Below are 20,921 nucleotides of genomic sequence, written 5' to 3' on the forward strand. Positions count from 1 at the left end.
GGGCTCAGCTCGCGTCGGGGATCTCGCAGATCACGGCGCCCTGGTTGACGCTCGCGCCCGCCTCCAGGGTCAGCCCGGTGACGACGCCGTCCTTGTGCGCGGTGACGGGGTTCTCCATCTTCATGGCCTCGACGACGACCACGAGGTCGCCGGTCGACACCGTGTCGCCCTCGGAGACCGCGACCTTGACCACGGTGCCCTGCATGGGCGCGGTGACCGCGTCGCCGGAGACCTTCGCCCCGCCGCCGGAGCGCTTGCGCGACTTCTTCTTCGGCGCCGCACCACGGCCGCCACCCCCGCCACCGATGGCGAGGTCGCCCGGCAGCGAGACCTCGAGGCGCTTGCCGCCGACCTCGACGACCACGGTCTGGCGCGGCGCGGCCTCCTCCTCGTCGTCCTCGGCCGGCGCGGCCTCGTACGGCGGGATCTGGTTGTCGAACTCGGTCTCGATCCACCGCGTGTGCACCGTGAACGACTCGGCGCCGTCCGGGGCGGTGAAGGCGGGGTCGTCGAGCACGGCCCGGTGGAACGGGATGACCGTCGGCAGGCCGTCGACGACGAGCTCCGCCAGCGCGCGCCGCGAGCGGGCGATGGCCTGCTCGCGGTCCTCGCCGGTGACGATCAGCTTGCCGACCATCGAGTCGAACTGGCCGCCGATGACGGTGCCGGTCTCGACCCCGGAGTCGACGCGCACGCCCGGCCCGTCGGGGGCGACGAAGCGGGTGACGGTGCCCGGGGCGGGCAGGAAGCCGCGGCCGGCGTCCTCGCCGTTGATGCGGAACTCGATCGCGTGCCCGCGCGGGGTGGGGTCCTCCGTGAAGCGCAGGTGCTGGCCGGCCGCGATGCGGAACTGCTCGAGCACCAGGTCGAGCCCGCTGGTCTCCTCGGAGACCGGGTGCTCCACCTGCAGGCGGGTGTTGACCTCGAGGAACGAGATCGTGCCGTCCTCGCCGACGAGGAACTCGACGGTGCCGGCGCCGGAGTAGCCGGCCTCGACGCAGATGTCGCGGGCCGAGGTGTGGATGCGCTTGCGCTGCTCGTCGGTGAGGAACGGCGCGGGCGCCTCCTCGACCAGCTTCTGGTGACGCCGCTGCAGCGAGCAGTCGCGGGTGCCGACGACGATGCAGTTGCCGTGCTGGTCGGCCAGGACCTGCGCCTCGACGTGGCGGGGCCGGTCGAGGTAGCGCTCGACGAACGACTCGCCGCGCCCGAACGCCGAGACGGCCTCGCGCACCGCGGCGTCGAACATCTCGGCGATCTCGTCGCGCTCGCGGGCCACGCGCATGCCGCGCCCGCCGCCGCCGAAGGCCGCCTTGATCGCGACCGGCAGGCCGTGCTCGTCGGCGAACGCGATCACCTCGTCGGCGTCGGCGACCGGGTCCTTCGTGCCGGGCACCAGCGGCGCGCCGGAGCGCTCGGCGATCTTGCGGGCGGTGACCTTGTCGCCCAGGTCGCGGATGGCCTGCGGCGACGGCCCGACCCAGATGAGGCCGGCGTCGATGACGGCCTGCGCGAAGTCGGCGTTCTCCGAGAGGAACCCGTAGCCCGGGTGCACGGCGTTCGCGCTGGTCTCCCGCGCCGCGTGCAGGATCTTCTCGATGTCGAGGTAGGAGTCCGCGGCGGTCTCGCCGCCGAGCCCGAACGCCTGGTCCGCGAGCCGCACGTGCGGGGCGTCCCGGTCCGGATCCGCGTACACCGCGACGCTCTTCAGGCCCGCGTCGGTGCACGCGCGCACCACCCGCACCGCGATCTCGCCGCGGTTCGCGACCAGGACGGTGTGCAGCGGGTCGAACCCCGTCGGGGCGGACGCGGCCATCGGTTGACCTCCTGGGGGATTCCTCGCTGAACCGGGACGGTCGGGGCAGTCTAGGTGCGGCCGGACGGCGGCCCGGCCGGGTCACTCTCTCGCACTCGGCCCCGGCCCGTCGCGGGCCTGGGCGTGGCCATGACCACACGCGTGACCACGGCCGAGATCGCGCCCCGGTGCGGGTCGCCCCCGCACCGCGGCCTACGGTCGGCGACCGATGCAGCCTTGGTGGTGGCGGTCGGTGACCGCGTGCGCGATCGTGCTGGTGCTCGCCGGCCTCGTCGCGGTGTTCGCCGGTGCCGTGGGCGCCGACCGCGCGGCCGCGCTGCGCCTGGCCGGGGAGTCGTCGGCGGGCGCTCCGGCGGCCGCTCCGTCCGATGCCCCGGCTCCGTCGTCGAGTCCCGCGGAGGAGCCCGAGCCGGCCCCGGCCACCCCGAGCGAGGAGCGCGTGCCGGACGCCGCGTCGTCCACGTCCCTGGCCCTGCTGCCGGGCTGGCGCGTCGTCCCGTCGCAGGACGTCGTCGAGGTGCCGCCCGGGCGCTTCGCGGGCGCCACGGTGCTGCAGCGCGGCGAGGGCACGGTGGTGCTCGTGGGCCTGGCCGACCCCGCCCGCGTGCCGCCGCGCGCGGACCCGGCCGCACCCGACCCCGCGCAGGAGGAGGCGCTCGCCGCTGAGGCGCGCCGGCTGGCCGACGCCTACGCCGAGCTGCTCGCCCCCGGCGCCGAGACCGCGTCGCTGACCGACAACGCCGAGGTGATCGCGGACCTGCCCACCCGTACCTCGGTGCGGCGGGTCGAGGGCGGCGGGCTCGACGGTGCGCTCGTGCGCGTCAGCACCCTCGCGGCGACCGGCCGCACCCTGACGGTGCTGGCCGTGGCACGTCCCGCGCCCGACATCGACGCGCAGGGCGACGCCGCGGACGCGCTGGTGCGCTCGCTGCGCCTCGAGCCCGCGCCCTGACGGTCGGCGCCTCAGCCTGCCGGGGCTCAGCCGACGGGCGCCGTGCGCGGACCCGCCGAGGCGGCCCACAGCGCGTCGACACCGACGCCGATCTCGGCGAGCAGCCGGCGGGTCAGGGGCAGGCTCAGGCCGACGACGTTCGACGGGTCGCCCTCGATGCCCTCGACGAACCAGCCGCCCCGCCCGTCGAGCGTGAACGCCCCGGCGACGGACAGCGGCTCCCCGCTCGCGAGGTAGGCCTCGAGCTCGGCGGTGGTCGGCCGCGAGAACGTGACGGCGGTGCGGGCGTGGCCGGCCAGCTCCTGGCCCGGCGCCCCGCCGCCGACCCGCACCAGCGCGTGCCCGGTGAACAGCTCGGCGGTGCTGCCGGCCATCTGGTCCCAGCGCCCGCGGGCGACGTCGGCGGAGCCGGGCTTGCCCACCAGCTCGCCGTCCAGGAACAGCATCGAGTCGGCGCCGACGACCACGCACTCCGGCTCGACCGCCGCGACGCGGGCGGCGACCGTGCGCGCCTTGGCCAGCGCCAGCGCCGTGACGGTGTCGACCGCCGAGGCCTCGGGGCCGAGCTCGGCGAGCAGGGCGTCCTCGTCGACGTCGGACACCTCGACGAGGGGCTCCACCCCGGCACCCCGCAGGATCGCCAGACGGGCCGGGGACGCAGACGCGAGGACCAGACGCACGGGGCGGAACCCTACGTCGGCAGCGGTGCGTCGGCCGCGGGGCCGTCCGTCCGGCGGGCCACGCCCGCGAGGATCGAGACGTGCGTCGGGCGTTCGAACCCGCGCCAGCGGCAGACGTCGACCACGCCCGGCTCGATGAGCGCGAAGCCCGCGAACAGCGCCTCGATCTCCGAGCGGGACCGCAGGTGACCGCCGCGCGGGGTGCGGGCGTAGGCGGCGTGGATCTCGGCGAGCTCGCCGTCGGACAGGTTCTCCGAGCTGCCGGCGGAGAGCACCAGATAGGAGCCCGGGACCATCCGGCGGCGGAAGTGCTCGACGATCCGCCGGGGCTCGTCGCCGGCGGAGAAGTGCAGGACGGCGACGAACATGACCGCGACGGGGCGGTCGAAGGCGATCAGCCGTGCCACGTCGGGGTGGTCGGTGATGACGTCCGGGTCGTGCATGTCGGCGTCCACCACGGCGAGCGCGGGGTCGTCGGCGAGCTGCGCCCGGGCGTGGGCGAGCACCACGGGGTCGTCGTCGACGTACACCACGCGGGCGTCCGGGTGGGTGCGGCGGGCTACCTCGTGCACGGTCGGCGACGTGGGGATGCCAGTGCCGATGTCGATGAACTGCGTGATCCCCGCCGCCGCGAGGTGCTCGACCGCGCGCACGAGGAACGCCCGGTTGTTGCGCGCGAGCTGCCGCTGCTCGGGGTGACTCGCGATCACCGCCTCGGCCGCCTCGCGATCGGCGGCGAAGTTGTCCCTCCCGCCGAGGTAGTAGTCGTACATCCGCGCGGGCGAGGGCACGCCGCTGTCGAACCCCTCGGTCACCGTCGGCCCCCTCGCACGGCGCCACCGTAACCGCCGGGCGCCCTGACCTCGGCGCGCATCAGAACGGTGGGTCGTCGGGTCGCCCGTGGCGTCCGGGTGGGCGGGTGGTGTCGGGGTCGGGGTAGGGGTCGTTGGTCCAGAGGGGTTCGTCGCTGGCGAGTTCGGTGGGTGTGGTGCTGGAGCGGGGCCGGAAGGTCGCGGGCGGCGGGATGTCGGGGGCCGCGGCCTGGGGGTGCTGGTGGTAGGTGTGGCCGGTGGGGCTGGTCCAGGTGAAGGTGCCGGGTGCGGTCTGGTCGAGGTGCCAGCCGGCTTCGTGCTTGAGGCGGTGGTCGTGGCGGCACAGCGCCCCGAGGTTCGCCCCGGCGGTGGGGCCGCCGGTGGTGGCGGCGCGGGTGTGGTCGATGTCGGCGGCCACCGACGACGCCCGGCACGGCGGGAACACGCAGGTGCGGTCGCGGACCTGGATCCAGCGGGTGAGGGCCTCGGGCGGCAGCCGGCGCGCGGCCTCGGCCGCGGTGTCAGGTTCCGGGGACCGCCACGCGGCGTACTGCGCCTGGAGCTCTTCGATGACCTCGGTCCAGCCGGGGTGCTCGGCGGGGCGGAGCCGGTCCAGGGCGCCTTCGTCGATGTGGAGCTCGAGCACCGGGCGCGGCCCGACCGCAGGGGTGTCGGGTGGGGTGTCGGGTGGGTCGGGTGGGGTGGTGGCGTAGCCGCGGGGGCGGCGGCGCAGCAGCAGCGCCGCCACCGGCAACCCCTGGTCGTCGGTGACCGCGACCCGCCACTGCGCCGAACAGAGCTGGCGGGCGAACTGGCGGGCCAGCACGCTGTGCACCACCCCGTAGCCGGGCATGGTCGCGGGCTTCTCGTCGAGCCCCAACAACGTCAGCAGACCCACCCGCAGCTCGATCCGCGACCGCCGCGGACCACCACCACGCTGCGCCGGCTCCCCGTCGGGCTCCCCGTCGTCTTCGGCAGGCTCTCGGGCGGGTCGGGTGCGGCCGACGTGCTGGGGTGACCGGCGGCCCGGTGGGTCGGTGGGGTCGGCGGCGGCGATGACCGCGGCGATGACGGAGTCGTCATCCTGGCCCGACCCGCGCGGGGACAGCAGCGCCAGCAGGATGTCGGTGCGGATGGTGTCGATCAGCCCCGGGTGGCCGAGGGCTTTGGCGCGCACGGCCATGGCGTCGATGTGCGCCGCCGACCGGCAGCCGGCGTCGAGGGGCAGATCCAGCGCGGACAGGTTGAGCGTGCCGGCCTCGGTGCGCCGCGTCCGCACCCGACGCTGGCGCCGTGCGTTGTCGTAGAGCCGGGCCGCCCACCCGGGGTCGAGCCCGCGGGCGAGGTGCTGGATGCGGTCGATCAACCCCGACAACGTCAACCGTGGCGCGTCGGGTAGGACCTCGCGCACCACCCGGGCGGCGTGCTCGGCCGACAGCGACGAGGTCCAGGTGACACAGATGCGGACGCGGTCGGTGTCGATGCGCCCGGCGTCCCACGCCGCCCACAGCTGCGGGATCGCGGCGATCGCGGTGTCGGCCTGCCCCAGCAGCTTCCCCACCCGGGTGCGGGACTCGTGCAGCACCACCCGCAACTCATCGGCGGAGAACTCGCCCATCCCTTCGCGGCGGCCGCCGGGCCGGTCGGGGTCGGCGAGGGCGGCTTCGCGGGCGGCGAGGGCGAAGCGGGCCTCGTGGTGGGACAGCTGGCGGCGCCACGCCCGCGCCAGCACCACGGTGTCGTGCGGGGACACGGTGCGGGGGTCGACCTGCTCGAGCAGCGCGCCCAGCGCCGCACCCGGAGGGGTCGTGCCGACACCCTCCGGCAGCGATGCGAACACGTGTTCGAACATGGGTCGACACTAGCGCCCACCCCCGACAACGACGGGCCGTTCGGGGAAGGCCGTCAGCTCCGGAATCCCGGGTCCGCCTCGTGCGCCACCGGCGCCCGCCCCTTCGGCTGCTCCCAGTCCTCCTGCCGGCCCAGGGCGGTGAGGTCGAGCAGGTGGTAGCCGTGCATCATCGCCTCGACCCCGCGGCCGTACGCGGCGTAGGTGTGGAACACGTCGTCGCCGTCGCGCACGAACGCGCTGATCCCGGGCTGCTCGCCGACGTGGTCGAGCATCCAGCCGAAGCCGGAGGCGACCAGCTCGTCGGCGCCGCGGAAGTTGTAGCTCACGGGCGCGACGGACGCGTCGAGCGTCGTGTGGAAGTCGTGGTTGAAGGTGCTGTCGGCAGACGAGTACCAGGCGAAGGTCCAGCCGCGGGCCTCGGCCACGGCCGCGAGCCGCGGGAACGGCGCCCGCGACACGGCGGCGAACGCGGTGTCCCGGCGTGCGAGGTGCTCCCGCACGCCCTCGCCCGTGTCGGCGGCCATCGCGCTGCAGCTGTGACAGGGCACGTCCCACGCCGGGTCGAACATGAAGTGCTGGAGCACGAGCTGCCGGTGACCGCCGAACAGGTCGAGCAGCCCGACCTCGCCGGTCGGACCGGTGAAGCGGTAGTCCGCCTCGACCCGCACCATCGGCAGCCGCCGGCGGTCGGCGTTGAGCACGTCCCGCGCCCGCGTCAGCTCCTTCTCGCGCTCCAGGAGCGCCCGTCGCGCGGCCAGCCACTCGTCGCGCGAGACCACGTCCGGCATCGCCATCGTCCTCACCTCGTCCGATCGACTTGCGTGAAGCAAGCACGGTAGGACGGTGGCTTGCTTCATGCAAGCACGGGGAGTCGACTGCTCAGTCCGGCAGCGATGCCTCTTCCGCCGTCGGGCGGTCGCCGTGGCGATGCACGATGCGCCAGACGCCGTCCTCCCGCCTGTACACGTGGGTGACCCGGAGCGTGTAGGAGACGGGTTCGCCATCGACGACGAATGTCTTGTGCTCGAACCCCACGGTGAAGGCCAGGTCCCCGGACGCCCCGGCGGCGACGAGCTCGAGGTCGTACTCGCGCAGGTGCTTCCCCGTGAAGCGCCCGGCGAGCCGGTGGAAGGTCTCGTCCACCTCGTCCCAGCCGCGCCGGAGCCCTCCGGCGGCGCCGAAGAGGGTGACCGGGTCGTTCCGCGACCACGTGTCGCCCCGCGCGTCGGCGTCACCGCGGCACAGGGCCTCCTCGGCGTCCCGCTGTCGCGGCAGCATCTCGCCCAGGAATGCCTCGACCTCGCCCGTCCGCGCCATCGCCCCCACTTCCGATACATTTCTTACTCATCGAATACAAGGAGGTTGTACCCGATGTCCGAGGGCGTCAAGAGGCGCTACGACTCCACCCGTCGGCGGCAGCAGGCGCAGGAGAACCGCCGTCGTGTCCTCGACGCTGCGCTCGAGTTGTTCGTGGACAAGGGCTATGGCGCCACGACGATGGCCGAGGTGGCCGGAGCGGCGGGGGTCGCCGTGGAGACGGTCTACGCAGCGTTCCGCACCAAGCTCACGGTGCTGCGCCGGGCGTGGGACGTCGCCGTGGGCGGCGACGAGGATGACCTCCGCCTCCTGGACCGGCCCGAGCTGCGGGCCGTCTTCGCCGAGCCCGACCTCGCCGCGCGGTTGGTGCGGTTCGCCACCGTGAACACGGCGATCATGCGACGGACCGCCCGACTGCGCCTCGCCATCCAGGGCGCCGCCGGCGGTGACCCCGGGGCCGCCGAGTTCCTCGCCGAGATCGATCGGGAACGCCTCGCGGCCATGGGCGAGCACGCCCGGGCCGCGGAGGTCACCGGGCAGCTGGCCGTGCCCGAGGACACCTGCCGCGACGTCCTCTTCGCCACCACCGACGGGTCGCTGTGGCTCACCCTCGTCCGTCGGCGCGGGTGGTCCGACGAGGCCTACGCCGCCTGGCTCGCGCAGCTCTGGACGGCGACGCTCGTCACGCCGGAGCCGTCAGAGCTGTAGCACCGCCTGCACGTCGAGGTGGATCTGGATCGTCGACCCGACGACCGGGACGCCCCGGGCGACCATCTGCTGCCAATTGAGCGTGAAGTGCTCCCGGTGCAGCGAGGTGGTGGCCGTCGCGCCGATCCGGGTGCCGTTCCAGGTCTGGGTGCCCAGGTAGGTGGTCTCGAGGCGGACGTCGTTGGTGCGGCCGCGGATGGTGAGGTCGCCGTCGATGGTCCAGGTGTTGCCCGCGCGCACCGCGAACCGCGTGCTGGAGAACTGCAGCTGCGGGTGGTCGTCGACGTCCAGGAAGTCCTGGGAGCGCAGGTGGGCGTCGCGCTGGGCGTTGTGGGTCTCGATGCTGGCGGCGTCGATGACGACGTCGATGCTGGAGTCCTCGAGGTCCTCGGCGACGACGATCGACCCGCGGAACCGCGTGAACTCGCCGTACACCCGCGACAGGGCGATGTGGCGGGCCACGAACCCGAGCCGGCTGTGGGCGTCGTCGATGACCCACTCGCCGGGCGTGGGGCGGGTGCTGCCCTGGTCGGCGGACAGGGTCAGGGCGCCGAGGGCGGCGTGGTCGCCGCGGCCGACGACGAGGTCGCGGGTCAGGGTGCGGTAGCCACCGAGGGTGGCCCGCAGCGAGTAGGACCCGCTGGGCACGGCCGCGGTGTAGAAGCCGAACGGGTCGGTGGGCGACTCGGTGACCACCCGCCGCAGGCCCTCGGCCTCGACGACGGCCACACTCACGCCGGGCAGCGGCCGGCCCTCGACGTTGCGCAGCTGGGCGCTGACCAGCCCGCCGGTGGGCGGGATCGGCAGGAGGGCGTGGTCCGCGTCGCGGAAGGACTCGCCCCCGACGAGCGTGCGACGGCGTCGGCGCAGCAGGGCCATCAGCGCGGGCGGGCCGAGGCGCGCCAGCCGCCGGGCGCGGGGTGGACGGGGCCGCGCACGAGATCGACGCGGCGCGACCACGTGGACGGCGGCGGGGGCTCCGGGGCCTCGTCGTCCCCACCGCCCGCGGCCGCGAGCACGACGGTGAGCGCCGCCAGCTCCGCGGCGTCGGGCTCCCCGCGCACGATGCGGAGGAGCGGGCGGGCCGGTGCCTCGTCCTCGCTCACAGCCACACCTCGTTCGCTGCGCTCACAGGGGCACGTTCCCGTGCTTGCGCGGCGGCAGCGTCTCGCGCTTGGTCTCGAGCATCCGCAGCGAGCGGGCGACGTAGCCGCGGGTGTGCGACGGCGGGACCACGGCGTCGACGTACCCGCGCTCGGCGGCGACGTAGGGGTTGGCCAGCGTGTCCTCGTACTCCTGCTGGAGCTCGGCGCGCCGGGCCTCGACGTCGCCGCCCTCGTCGGCGACCCGGGCCAGCTCCTTGCGGTACAGGATGCTCACCGCGCCCGACGCGCCGGTGACCGCGATCTGCGCGGTGGGCCAGGCGATGTTGACGTCGGCGCCGAGGTGCTTGGAGCCCATGACGTCGTAGGCGCCGCCGTAGGCCTTGCGGCAGATGACCGTGACCAGCGGGACCGTCGCCTCGGCGTAGGCGTAGATCAGCTTGGCGCCGCGCCGGATGATGCCGTCGTACTCCTGGTCGGTGCCGGGCAGGAACCCCGGCACGTCGACGAAGGTCAGCACCGGGACGTTGAACGTGTCGCACGTGCGCACGAAGCGGGCGGCCTTCTCGCTGGCGCCGATGTCGAGGCATCCCGCGAGCTGGGTGGGCTGGTTGGCCACGATGCCCACCGGCCGGCCCTCGACGCGGCCGTAGCCCACGACGATGTTGGGCGCGTACAGCTGCTGGACCTCGAGGAACTCGCCCTCGTCGACCACGCGCGTGATGACGTCGCGCATGTCGTAGGGCTGGTTGGGGGAGTCGGGCACGATGCTGTCGAGCTCGAGGTCGGCCTCGCCGATGCCCTCGGGCACCGAGCCCGTCTCCTCCTCGCCGGGGATGCGCGGCGGGTCGGTGAGGTTGTTCGACGGCAGGTAGCCCAGCAGCTCCTGCACGTAGGCGATCGCGTCCTCCTCGTCGGAGGCCAGGTAGTGCGCGTTGCCCGAGGTCTGGTTGTGGGTGCGGGCGCCACCGAGCGCCTCGAACTCCACGTCCTCGCCGGTGACCGTCTTGATGACGTCCGGGCCCGTGATGAACATGAACGACGTCTCGTCGACCATGATCGTGAAGTCGGTGAGCGCGGGGGAGTACACCGCGCCGCCGGCCGCCGGGCCCATGACCAGCGAAATCTGCGGGACGACGCCCGAGGCGTGCACGTTGCGCCGGAAGATCTCGCCGTAGAGGCCGAGCGCGACCACGCCCTCCTGGATGCGCGCGCCGCCGCCGTCGTTGATGCCGACGACCGGGCACCCGATCTTCATGGCCACGTCCATGACCTTGACGATCTTCTCGCCGTAGACCTCACCCAGCGCCCCGCCGAACACCGTCGCGTCCTGGGAGAACACGCACACCGGGCGCCCGTCGACCGTGCCCTGGCCGGTGACCACACCGTCGCCGTAGGGGCGGTTGGACTCGAGCCCGAAGTTGGTCGAGCGGTGGCGCGCCATGGCGTCGAACTCGAGGAAGGAGCCCTCGTCGAGCAGCAGGTCGAGGCGCTCGCGCGCCGTCTTGCGGCCCTTGGCGTGCTGGCGCTCGACGGCACGCTCGCTGCCGGCGTGCACGACGTCGTCCTGACGCCGGTGCCAGTCGGCCAGCTTGCCGGCCGAGGTGTGGACGTCCGGCTCCTCCGAGGCCCCACCCTTCGAGCTGTCCGGCTGCGGCAACGGCTCCGTCGCGGCGGTCATGGCGGCACCCTAGCGACCGCCCCCGACACGGCCCCGGTTCGCGGCGGCGAGGTGATCAGTCGCACTACTACGGTGCGCGCCCGTGGCCGCACCCCTGGACCGAGACGCCCTGCGACGCACCCTGGGACCCCCGGCGGGCCCCTGGGCGTCGCTGGAGGTCGTGACGAGCACCGGCTCGACCAACGCCGACCTCGCCGCCCTGGCCGGTGACCCGGCCGCCGCCCCCGACCGCACCGTCCTGGTCGCCGAGCACCAGGACGCCGGGCGGGGCCGCCGCGACCGGGTGTGGTCCGACCGCGCGGGCGAGGGCCTGACGTTCTCGGTGCTGCTGCGCCCCCGCGAGGTGGCCGTCGAGCGCTGGGGCTGGGCACCGCTGCTCGCCGGGCTGGCGCTGGTCGAGGCGGTCGGGGAGGTCACCGGGGGCGAGGTCCCGGCCGCCCTGAAGTGGCCCAACGACCTGCTGCTCGGCGACGCGGGCGCCAAGGGCGCGGGCGTGCTCGCCGAGGTCGCGTCCGGCGGGGGCGACGAGCGCGCGCTGGTGGTCGGGATCGGGCTCAACGTCACCACGCCCGTCGACGACCTCCCCGCCGGCGGCACCTCGCTGGCCGCCGAGGGCGCCGGGTACCTCGGGCGGGACACGGTGCTGGTGGCCGTGCTCCGGGCGCTCGCCGACCTCGACGACCGCTGGCGCTCCGCGTACGGCGACGTGGTCGCGGCGGGTCTCGTCGACGACTACCGCGCCCGCTGCGCCACGCTCGGGCGCGAGGTGACGGTGACCCTGCCCGGTGGACGGGTCCTCGAGGGCCGCGCCGTCGACGTCGACCGCGACGGGCGCCTCGCCGTCCGCGAGGCCGGCGGCGACACGACCGTGGTGTCGGCGGGCGACGTGGTCCACGTGCGGCCCGCGGGTCGCTAGCCTCGACCCGCCGGGTCGAGGAGGTGCGCGTGGCCTATCCGGACGCCGTCCTGCGTCGCGGCGAGCACGTCCTCGCCCACCGCCGCCCGCACTGGCGCATGCTCGTGGTGCCCGCGCTGGTCCCGCCCGCCGCGGCGTTCCTCGCGGCGTTCCTGGCCGCGCTCGCGACGACGGTGCCCTCCGACGCCACCCGCACGGCGCTGCGGCTCGCGCTGGTCCTGCTCGCGGTGCTGGCCGTCGCGTGGCTCGCGGTGCTGCCGCTGGTGCGCTGGCGCTGCACCCACCTCGTCGTCACCGACCGCCGCCTGCTCGTGCGCGAGGGCGTGCTGGCGCGCGAGAGCGTCGACGTCGCGGGCGCGACGATCACCGGTGTCCGCACCCGGTGCACCGGGTTCGAGCGCGCGCTGGGCTCGGGCACGCTCGTGGTGGCGACGGTCGGCACCGAGGAGCCCTGGGAGTTCTCCGGTCTCGGCCGCGTCGAGCGCCTGGCGACCATGGTCGAGGGCGTCGCCGCCGACCGGGGCGGGCTCGGTCGGGCGGTGACGGCCGGGCCCGCGGACGAGGACCTCGAGGACGACCTCGACGAGGATCTCGCGGACGACGAGGACGACCTCGACGACGACCCGGAGCCCGTGCCCGCGGGCGGGCCGGTCAGGCGCTGGCGGTCCCGCCGGGCGCGCGCAGCCCGAACATCCCGGTGAAGCGGCCCCGGTAGACGGTGACGGGGTCTGCCCCGTCGTCCCCGCGGGTCAGCGTGCCGACGAGCGTCACCAGGCCCAGGTTCGGCCGGCTCGCCGACACCCGCGCGGCGACGATCTCCAGCGCCGCGTCCAGCCGGTCGCCCGGGAACACGGGCGCCGGCCAGGCGATCTCGTCGCCGCCCGGCGACCCCAGCGCCGCCGCCCGGGACAGCAGCCCGTCGACGTAGCAGCGCATCCACAGCGACGCGGTGAACCACCCCGACGCGCACAGGCCGCCGAACAGCGAGTCCCGCGCGGCCTGCTCGTCGACGTGGAAGGGCTGCGGGTCGAAGCGGCGGTTGAAGGCGAGCATCTCGTCGCGGTCGACGACCACGGAGCCCAGCGCGATGCGCCGGCCGGCGGGTAGGTCCTCGAAGCAGACCTCGGGGGCGGTCACGGCGGTGATCGTGCCAGCCGACGTCTTCCCGGGTGGGACGGAACCGTGCGCCGCCCGGCTGCGTCGGAACCCGTGTGCGGGCGGCGGAGCTGGCGGGCTGGCTGGAGGCGGCCGGGGTGGCGGACGCGGCGGTCAGCGTGGGCGCGGAGGCCGACCGGGCGTGGTGCGTGCGCGCCGTGCCCGGCGGCGGCGAGGGCGGTGAGGGCAGCTGGGAGGTGTTCTGGTGCGACGGCGGTGGGCGCTTCGAGTGGACGCGGTTCGACGACGAGTCGGTCGCGTGCTTCTCGCTGTTCGGGCGGCTGGTGTGGGCGCGGCTCGCGGGGGCGTGAAGTCCGTGCGAGACCACTGCTCGCTCCGGCACCCGCCGCTCGCCCGCAGACCCCGTCCCGCCGCCCGCCGCGGTCCGTGATCGTGTCCGCGTGGGCCGTGCCGGTCCTGGTGATCGGCCAGTTCGCGATGGTGGCGGTCCTGCCGGTGGCCCTCGTGCTGATCGGGACGCTGCGCGACGCCCGGCTGCGCGCGCTGCGGCCGTGGCCTACGCGGTCGCCTTCCACGTGCTCCGGCGCCGGGACCGCGCGGCGGCGTGAGCGACCTATCCGCGGGCGGTGCCCACCAGGGCCAGCGCGGCGTCGTGCAGCTGCCCGTTGGTGGTCAGCGAGTCCCCGCCGTCGGGCCGCGCGGCGCCGGAGAGGTCGGTGAGACGGCCCCCGGCCTCCTCGACGAGCACCTGGGCCGCGGCGAGGTCCCAGGTGTTGGCCTCGGGCTCCACGGCGACGTCGAGCACGCCCTCGGCGACGAGGCAGTGGTGCCAGAAGTCGCCGAACGCGCGGCTCTCCCAGCACGCGCGGGTCAGCGCCAGCCACCGGTCCTGGCGCTCGAGGGTGCGCCAGCTGTCGAGGTCGGTGGTCGAGGCGTAGGCGTCGGCGAGGTCGGCGACGCCCGACACCGCGATCGGCCCCGCGTCGACGCCACGGGCGGGGTCGCGGGTGAACGCGCCCCCGCCCTGCGCGGCCCACCAGCGCCGGCCCAGCGCCGGGGCGCTGACCACGCCGACCACCGGGCGCCCGCCCTCGACCAGCGCGACGAGGGTGGCCCACACGGGCACGCCGCGGGAGAAGTTCTTGGTGCCGTCGATCGGGTCGATCACCCAGACCCGCCCGCCCCCGAGCTCGCCGCCGCGCTCCTCGCCGAGCACGGTGTCGTCGGGGCGCTCGGTGGCGAGGACGGCGCGCAGCCGGTCCTCGCACGCGGTGTCGGCGTCGGTCACCGGCGTGCGGTCGGGCTTGCGCTCGACGCGCAGGTCGACGGCGCGGAAGCGGGGCAGGGTCACGGCGTCGGCGGCGTCGGCGAGGTCGAGGGCGAGCGCGAGGTCGGCGGCGCGCCCGGTCGCGGGGGTCCCGGGGCTCATGGTCGGCGATCGTGCCAGTCGGCTGCCGCGTGCGGGCTAGGCTGGCTGCGTGACCACGGTGCTGCTCGTCGAGGACGACGCGGCGATCGCCGGACCCCTGTCCCGCGCCCTGCAGCGCGAGGGCTACGAGGTCGACGTCGTCGCCGACGGGCCGGCGGCGCTGACCCGTGCGGGCGGGGCCGGGCCGGACCTCATGGTGCTCGACCTGGGCCTGCCCGGGATGGACGGGCTGGAGGTCTGCCGGCGCGTCCGGGTCGACCAGCCGGACCTCCCGGTCCTCATGCTCACCGCCCGCACCGACGAGGTCGACTTCGTCGTCGGGCTCGACGCCGGCGCGGACGACTACGTCGGCAAACCCTTCCGGCTGGCCGAGCTGCTCGCCCGGGTGCGGGCGCTGCTGCGCCGCCGGGCGCCCGAGGTGCTCGACGCGGCCGGGGTGCGGCTGGAGCCCTCGGCGCGGCGGGTGACCGTCGACGGCGCCGAGATCGGGCTGGCCAACAAGGAGTTCGAGCTGCTGCGCGTGCTCATGGCGCACGCCGGCCAGGTGGTCTCGCGCGAGGAGATCCTGCGCGAGGTCTGGAACGACCCCGAGATGAAGACGTCGAAGACGCTCGACATGCACATGTCGTGGCTGCGCCGCAAGCTCGCCGACGAGGGCGGCGGCACCGGCAAGCGCATCAGCACCGTCCGCGGGGTCGGCTTCCGCTTCAACACCTGAGGACCCGGGGTGCGCCGCCGGATCCTGATCTCCACGCTCATCGTCGTCACCATCACGGTGGCGGTGCTGGGCGGCCCGCTGGCGCTGACGACGTGGCGGCTGGTCGAGGACTTCACGCGCGCGGACATCAACTCCCGGCTCCGGCAGGTCGTCGCCACCCTTGACTCGCAGGGCTCCGGCGACCGCCCGATCGACCTGTCCGGCGTCGGGATCGCGGTCCCGCCGGGCGGGTCGCTGGTGGTGCGCACGCCCCGCGGGGTGAGCACGCTCGGCGTCCTCGCGCCCGGGCCGACGGTGAGCGAGACGCTGCCGTTCGGGCTGTCGGGCTCCGCGGTGCTCGCCGAGCCGACCGCGGAGATGCGGGCCCGCCAGCTGCAGGCGACGGCGCTGGTGCTGGCCGCGGTGCTGCTGTCGGTGGCGGTCGGGGCCGTGGTGGCGACGCTGACCGCGCGCCGCCTCGCCGACCCGCTGCAGCAGGTGGCCGGGCGGGCCGCGCGCCTCGGGGCCGGCGACTTCCGGCCCGCGCCGCACCGCCACGGCATCCCCGAGCTCGACCGCGTCTCCGACGTGCTCGACTCCTCGGCCACCGCGCTCGCCGAGCTGCTCCAGCGCGAGCGCGACCTCGTCGGCGACGTCTCCCACCAGCTGCGCAGCCGCCTGACCGCGCTGCAGCTGCGCCTCGACGAGCTGGCCGCCAACCCCGACGAGCACGTGTCCGCCGAGGGCGCGGCCGCGCTGGAGCAGGCCGAGCGCCTGGCCCAGGTCCTCGACGAGCTGCTCGCCTCGGCGCGCGAGGCCCGCGCGTCGGGGGCAGGGCCGGTGGAGGTCGCGGGCGAGCTGGAGGCCGTCGCCGCCGAGTGGCGCGACCCGCTGCGCGCCGAGAGCCGGGTGGTGCGGGTCCGCGCGCCCGAGGGGCTGGTCGCGCGCGCCACGTCGGGCCGGCTGCGCGAGGCGCTCGGCGTGCTGGTCGACAACGCGCTGCGCCACGGCAAGGGCACGGTGACCCTCTCGGCCCGGCTCTCGGACAACGACACGATCGTGGTCGAGGTCGGCGACCACGGCGACGGTGTCCCGCCCGCCCTCGCCCCGCACGTGTTCGACCGCGGGGTCTCCGGCGCGGCGTCCACGGGCGTCGGGCTCGCGCTGGCCCGCGCGCTGGTCGAGGCCGACGGCGGGCGCCTCGAGCTCGCCCGCACCCGCCCGGCCACCTTCGCGGTGTTCCTGCCCGTGCCCCGCACCGACCGCACGGTCGCCGCGGCCCGGCCGCTGCCCAGCACGCCGCGCTGAGAACCGGTCAAGCCCGCCGCGCCGCGAGCACCTCCCGGCAGGCCGCGACGTAGGCGCGCACGGCGGGGCGGGTGTCGTCCGCGCGCCGGGCCAGCACGAGCACCGCGGGCGGCAGGTCGTCGACGTCGACCACGGAGACGCCGTCGCGGGCCAGGGCCGGGGCGTTGCCCACCGCCACGAGCACCACGCCGCGACCGTCGAGCAGGGCCTCGTGGGTCTCCTCCACCGTGCGGACCTCGGCGCCCACGCGTGCCGGGCGCCCGTCGCGGTGGGCGTCGGCCAGCCACGTCGCCCGCAGCGGCCCGGCGCTCGGCGGGAGGGCGAGGAACGGCTCGTCGCGGACGTCGGCGAAAGCCACCGAGGCGCGCCCGGCGAGGGCGTGCCCGGGCGGCAGGGCGACCGCGACCGGCTCCCGCGCGAGCTCCAGCACCTCCACCCGCCCCGGCACCGGCGCCCAGGCCACGGCGACGTCGCTGGTGCCGTCCGCGAGCCCCGCGCTCGGGTCGTCCCACGGCACGGTCCGCACGCGGGGGTCGACGCCGGTCGCCGCCACCCGCGAGCGCACCGCGGGCAGCAGGCCCCGCCCGACGCCGGTGCTGACCCCGACCACGAGGTGCCGGCTCGCGGCCGCGACGTCCCGGGCGGCGTCGTCGGCGCGCTCGAGCAGCGCGCGGGCGTGGGGCAACAGTGCCTCGCCCGCCGGCGTCAGCTCCACCCCGTGCGGCAGGCGCCGCAGCAGCACCGCGCCGACCTGCCGCTCGAGGGCGCGCAGCTGCTTGCTCAGCGCGGGCTGCGACACGTGCAGCGCGGCGGCCGCGCGCGTCACGTGCCGTTCCTGCGCGACCGCGACGAGGTAGCGCAGGTCGCGGAGGTGGACGTCCATAGCCGATGGTGATCGCGCCGGGTCTTGGACGTCCAGCGGGGGCCCGCGCCAGGCTGGGCCCATGAGCTCCCCGTCACCCCGTGTCTGGCTCGTCACCGGCGCCTCGAGCGGCTTCGGCCGCGCGATCACCGAGGCCGCCGTCGCCGCCGGCGACACCGTGGTCGCCGCGGCCCGGCGCACCGAGGCCCTCGCCGGGCTCGCCGACGCCCACCCCGGCCGCGTCGAGCCCCTCGCCCTGGACGTCACGGCGCCCGGCGACGCGCTCACCGCGGCGGTGGACGACGTCGTCGCCCGCCACGGCCGGCTCGACGTGCTGGTCAACAACGCCGGGCGCACGCAGGTCGGCGCGCTCGAGGAGACGACCGAGGACGAGCTGCGCGCCCTGTTCGACCTGCACGTGATGGGGCCGGCGCTGCTCACCCGCGCCGCGCTGCCGCACTTCCGCGCGCAGGGCTCCGGGGCCGTCGTGCAGATGTCGTCGGTCGGCGGGCAGGTGACCGTGCCCGGCTTCGGCGTCTACTGCGCCACCAAGTTCGCGCTCGAGGGCCTCACCGAGACCGTGGCGCAGGAGTGCCCGCACGTCCGGTTCCTCGTCGTCGAGCCGGGCGCGTTCCGTACCGAGCTCTTCCGCCCGGGCGCGGCGGTGCTCTCGACGTCGATGCCCGAGTACGAGGACACCGTCGGGCCGACGCGCGCGTTCGTCACCGGCGGCGACGGCACCCAGCCCGGCGACCCCGACAAGGCGGCGGTCGCGATCCTGCGCGCCCTCGAGGCCGAGGACGCGCCGCTGCGCCTGCCCCTGGGCCGCGACGCGGTGACCGGGATCCGGTCACGCCTCACCGGGATCGCGGACGACCTCGAGCGGTGGGAGCCGCTGTCGACCTCGACCGATCGCGACGACGCCTGAGGGGTCCTATTGACGGGGTCGGTGGTGGCGCACGAGCGCCACGGTCACGTCGGTGAGGTCCTCGGCGTCGAGCTCCTGGCGCCGGTCGTCGGCCTCGGCGCGGGCCCGGCCCGCGGGGTAGGGCCCGTAGGTGTCGGCCGCCCCGGTGACGGGGTCCAGGACCAGCACCATGAGCCCGTCGCAGTGCTCGAGCTCGTCGGGACCCGACCGGGTCGGGACGGCTCGGGCAGCGGGTCGGTGCGGGCAGGGCATCCTGGGCACAGCTGGTCCTCCTCCGCGTCCGGTGTGTCCCGACCTTCCGACCGGCCGGTCAGGCGGTACCGAAGGTATCAAGAACCTTGGTTCTCTCCGCCCGTTCGGGCGACGACCGGTGCACGTTCGGAGACCGGCGGTCGTGGTCGACGCCACCCGAGGGAGTCGAACGGCTCGGTCGGGGCACCCGGTTCCCCCGATCGGGCCGGGACGTGGTCACGCCGGGCGGCGGAGTCGCGTCCTCCCTGGTCGCGGGCTCAGCGCAGCGGACCGACCTCGTCGGGGAAGACCCAGCGGCGGAACGCCCACCACCGGAAGACCATCGCGAGCAGGGTCCCGACCACCTGCGCGCTCACCAGGTCGGCGACGTGCTCGGTGAGCGACGAGACCGCGGGCTGGGCGAGGTCGAGCACGTAGCGCGAGAACCCCAGCGGCGCCGCGTTGATGGCCATCGCGATCCCGGAGACGGCGAAGTACAGCAGCGCCTCGTGCGGTCGACCGCGGCCGCCGCGCAGGCGGAACGACCACTCGCGGTTGAGCACGTAGCCGACGATCGTGGCCACGAGCACCGCGACGATCTTGGCCGTGACCGGCTTGGGCTCGAGCACCGTGGACTTGGCGACGACGAAGACGGCCGTGTCGACGACGAACGTGATCCCCCCGACGAGCGCGAACTTGACGAACTCGCCGTGACGCCCGGCCAGGCGCGCAGCGCGGTCCCGCAGCGCCGGGGGGAGCGGCAGCGCGCGTGCCCGCTGATCGGTCATCGGGTCGGAGTGTAGTGACGCGGTCCGGTCAGCGAGGGCCGGTCGAGCACAGCGCCCCGGCCGCGCCCACGACGGGCAGGCGCACCGTGAGGGCGCAGTCGGGCGCACCCCGGCGGTCCGACCGGTCCTCCCGCGCGGCGGCACGGTCGGGGGTGCGGTCGGGGGTGCGGTTCGCGGCCGTGCGGGCCCGGGTCGTCGCGCCGCCGCCGTCCTGCTCGCCGTCGGACCGGGTCGCGACCCCGCGACGCGACGCGTCGCCGTCCCCGGTGCCCTGCTCGCGTCCCGCGTCCGTCCCCGCGGCAGCGCCCAGCCCCGGCACGTCGAGGGCCGGGTCGGACAGCACGAGCGGGGGCAGGGCGAGCGGGGGCAGCGCCGGCAGCGCGAGCAGCGGCGGCGGGGCGGGCAGGGCCGCACCGGGCGCCGGCGCGGCGGACGGGGGGAGCAGCGGGACCGGCGCCGGCTCCAGGGCGTCGCCGAGCACGAACGCCCCCAGGCCGACGGCGCCGGCGAGGCCGACCACGCCGACGGGTCCGAGGCGGCCGGTGACGGCGGGACGCACGGCGCCGGTGACGCCGGTGATCCCGCCCAGCCCCGTCAGTGCCCCGAGCACGCCCAGCGCGCCGCCGCCCGCGACCGCCAGCTCGCCGGTGGTCGCGTCCAGCGCGAACGTGCCCGTGCCGCCGCGCGAGGCGAGGTAGCCCATGAGCCCCGCGCCGAGCACGAGCGGGGCCACGACCGCGCGGACCATGCCGGAGTTGACCTCGCGCAGCTCGTCGGCCAGCGCGCGGCACTCGGCGCACTCGGCGAGGTGGGCCTCCACCCGCTGCGCGTCGCGGCGCGAGAGGCCCCCGCGGGTGTAGGCGCCGAGGCGCTCACCGGTGTCGCGGTGGCGCCGGTCCCAGCGCCCGGAGCCCGCGGCGAGGTGCTCCTGCAGGTAGGCCTGCCGCAGTCCCTCGCGGGCGCGGTAGCCGAGCGCGGACACGGCGTTCGGGGTCAGCCCGAACAGCGGGGCGATGTCGGCCGGGCTGTCGCCCTCGACCTCGAGGTGCCAGAGCACCGCCTGCCAGCGCTCGGGCAGCGTCGCGAACGCGCGGGCGGCCAGGGTGCGCTCGAGTCCGGCGAGCGCCGGGTCGGTGAAGGGGACGACGGTGCCGTCGGGGTCGACGCCGTGCACGCCGGTGAGGTCGTCGGTGAGGTCGAGGCGGCGCTCGGCGCGGGTGCGGTCGTAGGCGAGGTGGCGCACCGAGGTCAGCAGGTAGGCGCGGAACGCCTCGGTGGGTCCCCGCCCGGCGCGCAGCACCTCGAGCATGCGCGTGAAGGCGCCGGCGACGAGGTCGTCGGCGTCGGCGGGGGAGCGGGCGAGCTGGCGGGCCAGCGCGCGCGCCGCCTGGTGGTGGCGGGCGTAGAGCGTGGCGAACGCGGCGGTCGAGTCGGGGTCGGCGCCGCGTCCGCGCAGGCGGGCGATGAGCTCGCCGTCGCTGCGCGGGTCGTCCCCGCCGGGGCCGCCACCCCCGGGGGCGCCACGGGACGGGTCGGGTCCGGGGTGGCCGTGCTCGTCCGCCGTCATCGCCCCGACCACCCCCTTCACCCGTCCGGCCGAGTGTGGCGGCCTCCGTGCGGCCGAACTGGTGACCGTCACCGTCATGGATGACGCCCCCGCGCGTCTCCAGCCCGGAGGCGACCAGGCCTCCCATCGCGACGGGCACGATGCGGACCGGAGGTGGG

The 20,921-nt window shown here is 75.8% G+C and carries 23 protein-coding genes; 8 read left to right on the forward strand and 15 right to left on the reverse strand.

Features of this window, described 5'->3' with window-relative positions; all coding sequences use genetic code 11:
• Positions 1–4 precede the first annotated feature (4 nt).
• A complete protein-coding gene (locus ACQPX6_RS07350; protein ID WP_433786537.1) occupies positions 5–1,816 on the reverse strand; it encodes an acetyl/propionyl/methylcrotonyl-CoA carboxylase subunit alpha in 1,812 nt (603 codons plus the stop codon).
• A gap of 232 nt (positions 1,817–2,048) precedes the next feature.
• On the opposite strand from ACQPX6_RS07350, the gene ACQPX6_RS07355 reads away from it, so the two are divergent.
• Positions 2,049–2,768: a hypothetical protein gene (locus ACQPX6_RS07355; protein ID WP_433786538.1), complete on the forward strand. Its 720-nt coding sequence runs from the start codon at positions 2,049–2,051 to the stop codon at positions 2,766–2,768.
• Positions 2,769–2,794: 26 nt separating this feature from the next.
• On the opposite strand, the gene ACQPX6_RS07360 is transcribed toward ACQPX6_RS07355, so the two are convergent.
• From ACQPX6_RS07360 to ACQPX6_RS07380, 5 genes are all read right to left on the reverse strand, one after another.
• Positions 2,795–3,448, reverse strand: a complete 654-nt coding sequence (locus ACQPX6_RS07360) for a Maf family protein (RefSeq protein ID WP_433786540.1) — start codon at positions 3,446–3,448, stop codon at positions 2,795–2,797.
• A gap of 11 nt (positions 3,449–3,459) precedes the next feature.
• The gene (locus tag ACQPX6_RS07365; RefSeq protein ID WP_433786541.1) at positions 3,460–4,263 is read right to left on the reverse strand and encodes an SAM-dependent methyltransferase; all 804 of its coding nucleotides are present in this window, start codon (positions 4,261–4,263) and stop codon (positions 3,460–3,462) included.
• Between the two features lie 58 nt (positions 4,264–4,321).
• Positions 4,322–6,112: a hypothetical protein gene (locus ACQPX6_RS07370; RefSeq protein WP_433786542.1), complete on the reverse strand. Its 1,791-nt coding sequence runs from the start codon at positions 6,110–6,112 to the stop codon at positions 4,322–4,324.
• 53 nt (positions 6,113–6,165) lie between these two features.
• Positions 6,166–6,906, reverse strand: a complete 741-nt coding sequence (locus tag ACQPX6_RS07375) for a DUF899 domain-containing protein (protein WP_433786543.1) — start codon at positions 6,904–6,906, stop codon at positions 6,166–6,168.
• An 85-nt stretch (positions 6,907–6,991) separates the two neighbouring features.
• Positions 6,992–7,429: a YybH family protein gene (locus tag ACQPX6_RS07380; RefSeq protein WP_433786544.1), complete on the reverse strand. Its 438-nt coding sequence runs from the start codon at positions 7,427–7,429 to the stop codon at positions 6,992–6,994.
• Between the two features lie 54 nt (positions 7,430–7,483).
• On the opposite strand from ACQPX6_RS07380, the gene ACQPX6_RS07385 reads away from it, so the two are divergent.
• Positions 7,484–8,137 carry a TetR/AcrR family transcriptional regulator gene (locus ACQPX6_RS07385; protein ID WP_433786546.1) on the forward strand — a complete coding sequence of 218 codons (654 nt, stop codon included), beginning with the start codon at positions 7,484–7,486 and terminating at the stop codon, positions 8,135–8,137.
• Here the strand turns inward: ACQPX6_RS07385 and ACQPX6_RS07390 are convergent.
• From ACQPX6_RS07390 to ACQPX6_RS07400, 3 genes are read right to left on the reverse strand one after another with little or no spacing between them, the layout of a single operon-like run.
• Positions 8,126–9,016 (reverse strand): YceI family protein, encoded by an 891-nt coding sequence (locus tag ACQPX6_RS07390; protein WP_433786548.1) that lies wholly within the window; start codon positions 9,014–9,016, stop codon positions 8,126–8,128. The two genes, ACQPX6_RS07385 and ACQPX6_RS07390, sit on opposite strands and share 12 nt — an antisense overlap.
• Positions 9,016–9,243, reverse strand: a complete 228-nt coding sequence (locus tag ACQPX6_RS07395) for an acyl-CoA carboxylase epsilon subunit (RefSeq protein ID WP_433786550.1) — start codon at positions 9,241–9,243, stop codon at positions 9,016–9,018. The genes ACQPX6_RS07390 and ACQPX6_RS07395 overlap by 1 nt, the downstream gene beginning before the upstream one ends.
• Positions 9,244–9,265: 22 nt before the next feature.
• Positions 9,266–10,921 carry an acyl-CoA carboxylase subunit beta gene (locus ACQPX6_RS07400; RefSeq protein WP_433786552.1) on the reverse strand — a complete coding sequence of 552 codons (1,656 nt, stop codon included), beginning with the start codon at positions 10,919–10,921 and terminating at the stop codon, positions 9,266–9,268.
• 82 nt (positions 10,922–11,003) lie between these two features.
• Here ACQPX6_RS07400 and ACQPX6_RS07405 point away from each other — a divergent pair, with 82 nt between their 5' ends.
• Both ACQPX6_RS07405 and ACQPX6_RS07410 read left to right on the forward strand, forming a co-directional pair.
• Entirely contained in the window at positions 11,004–11,837 is an 834-nt protein-coding gene (locus ACQPX6_RS07405; RefSeq protein WP_433786554.1) for a biotin--[acetyl-CoA-carboxylase] ligase, read from the forward strand.
• A gap of 29 nt (positions 11,838–11,866) precedes the next feature.
• Complete coding sequence (locus ACQPX6_RS07410; RefSeq protein WP_433786555.1) at positions 11,867–12,538, forward strand: PH domain-containing protein; 672 nt, start codon at positions 11,867–11,869, stop codon at positions 12,536–12,538.
• Here the strand turns inward: ACQPX6_RS07410 and ACQPX6_RS07415 are convergent.
• Positions 12,489–12,974: a MaoC family dehydratase gene (locus ACQPX6_RS07415; protein WP_433786558.1), complete on the reverse strand. Its 486-nt coding sequence runs from the start codon at positions 12,972–12,974 to the stop codon at positions 12,489–12,491. The two genes, ACQPX6_RS07410 and ACQPX6_RS07415, sit on opposite strands and share 50 nt — an antisense overlap.
• Positions 12,975–13,048: 74 nt before the next feature.
• On the opposite strand from ACQPX6_RS07415, the gene ACQPX6_RS07420 reads away from it, so the two are divergent.
• Entirely contained in the window at positions 13,049–13,303 is a 255-nt protein-coding gene (locus ACQPX6_RS07420) for a hypothetical protein (RefSeq protein WP_433786560.1), read from the forward strand.
• A gap of 263 nt (positions 13,304–13,566) precedes the next feature.
• Here the strand turns inward: ACQPX6_RS07420 and hisN are convergent, their stop codons facing one another.
• Complete coding sequence (gene hisN / locus ACQPX6_RS07425) at positions 13,567–14,382, reverse strand: histidinol-phosphatase (RefSeq protein ID WP_433786561.1); 816 nt, start codon at positions 14,380–14,382, stop codon at positions 13,567–13,569.
• Between the two features lie 49 nt (positions 14,383–14,431).
• On the opposite strand from hisN, the gene ACQPX6_RS07430 reads away from it, so the two are divergent.
• Both ACQPX6_RS07430 and ACQPX6_RS07435 read left to right on the forward strand, forming a co-directional pair.
• The gene (locus ACQPX6_RS07430; RefSeq protein ID WP_433786564.1) at positions 14,432–15,100 is read left to right on the forward strand and encodes a response regulator transcription factor; all 669 of its coding nucleotides are present in this window, start codon (positions 14,432–14,434) and stop codon (positions 15,098–15,100) included.
• Between the two features lie 9 nt (positions 15,101–15,109).
• The gene (locus ACQPX6_RS07435; RefSeq protein WP_433786566.1) at positions 15,110–16,387 is read left to right on the forward strand and encodes an ATP-binding protein; all 1,278 of its coding nucleotides are present in this window, start codon (positions 15,110–15,112) and stop codon (positions 16,385–16,387) included.
• Between the two features lie 7 nt (positions 16,388–16,394).
• Here ACQPX6_RS07435 and ACQPX6_RS07440 read toward each other — a convergent pair whose 3' ends face one another.
• Positions 16,395–17,270, reverse strand: a complete 876-nt coding sequence (locus ACQPX6_RS07440; protein ID WP_433786567.1) for a LysR family transcriptional regulator — start codon at positions 17,268–17,270, stop codon at positions 16,395–16,397.
• A 61-nt stretch (positions 17,271–17,331) separates the two neighbouring features.
• On the opposite strand from ACQPX6_RS07440, the gene ACQPX6_RS07445 reads away from it, so the two are divergent.
• Complete coding sequence (locus ACQPX6_RS07445) at positions 17,332–18,177, forward strand: SDR family NAD(P)-dependent oxidoreductase (RefSeq protein ID WP_433786569.1); 846 nt, start codon at positions 17,332–17,334, stop codon at positions 18,175–18,177.
• Positions 18,178–18,183: 6 nt separating this feature from the next.
• On the opposite strand, the gene ACQPX6_RS07450 is transcribed toward ACQPX6_RS07445, so the two are convergent.
• From ACQPX6_RS07450 to ACQPX6_RS07460, 3 genes are all read right to left on the reverse strand, one after another.
• Positions 18,184–18,438, reverse strand: coding sequence for a hypothetical protein (locus ACQPX6_RS07450; RefSeq protein WP_433786570.1), 255 nt, complete (start codon positions 18,436–18,438; stop codon positions 18,184–18,186).
• 248 nt (positions 18,439–18,686) lie between these two features.
• Complete coding sequence (locus ACQPX6_RS07455; protein ID WP_433786572.1) at positions 18,687–19,196, reverse strand: GtrA family protein; 510 nt, start codon at positions 19,194–19,196, stop codon at positions 18,687–18,689.
• A gap of 28 nt (positions 19,197–19,224) precedes the next feature.
• Entirely contained in the window at positions 19,225–20,763 is a 1,539-nt protein-coding gene (locus ACQPX6_RS07460; protein ID WP_433786574.1) for a sigma-70 family RNA polymerase sigma factor, read from the reverse strand.
• Between the last annotated feature and the right edge of the window lie 158 nt (positions 20,764–20,921).

Origin of the sequence: Actinomycetospora sp. CA-101289, from assembly GCF_050955895.1 — a bacterium.
GTDB lineage: Bacteria > Actinomycetota > Actinomycetes > Mycobacteriales > Pseudonocardiaceae > Actinomycetospora.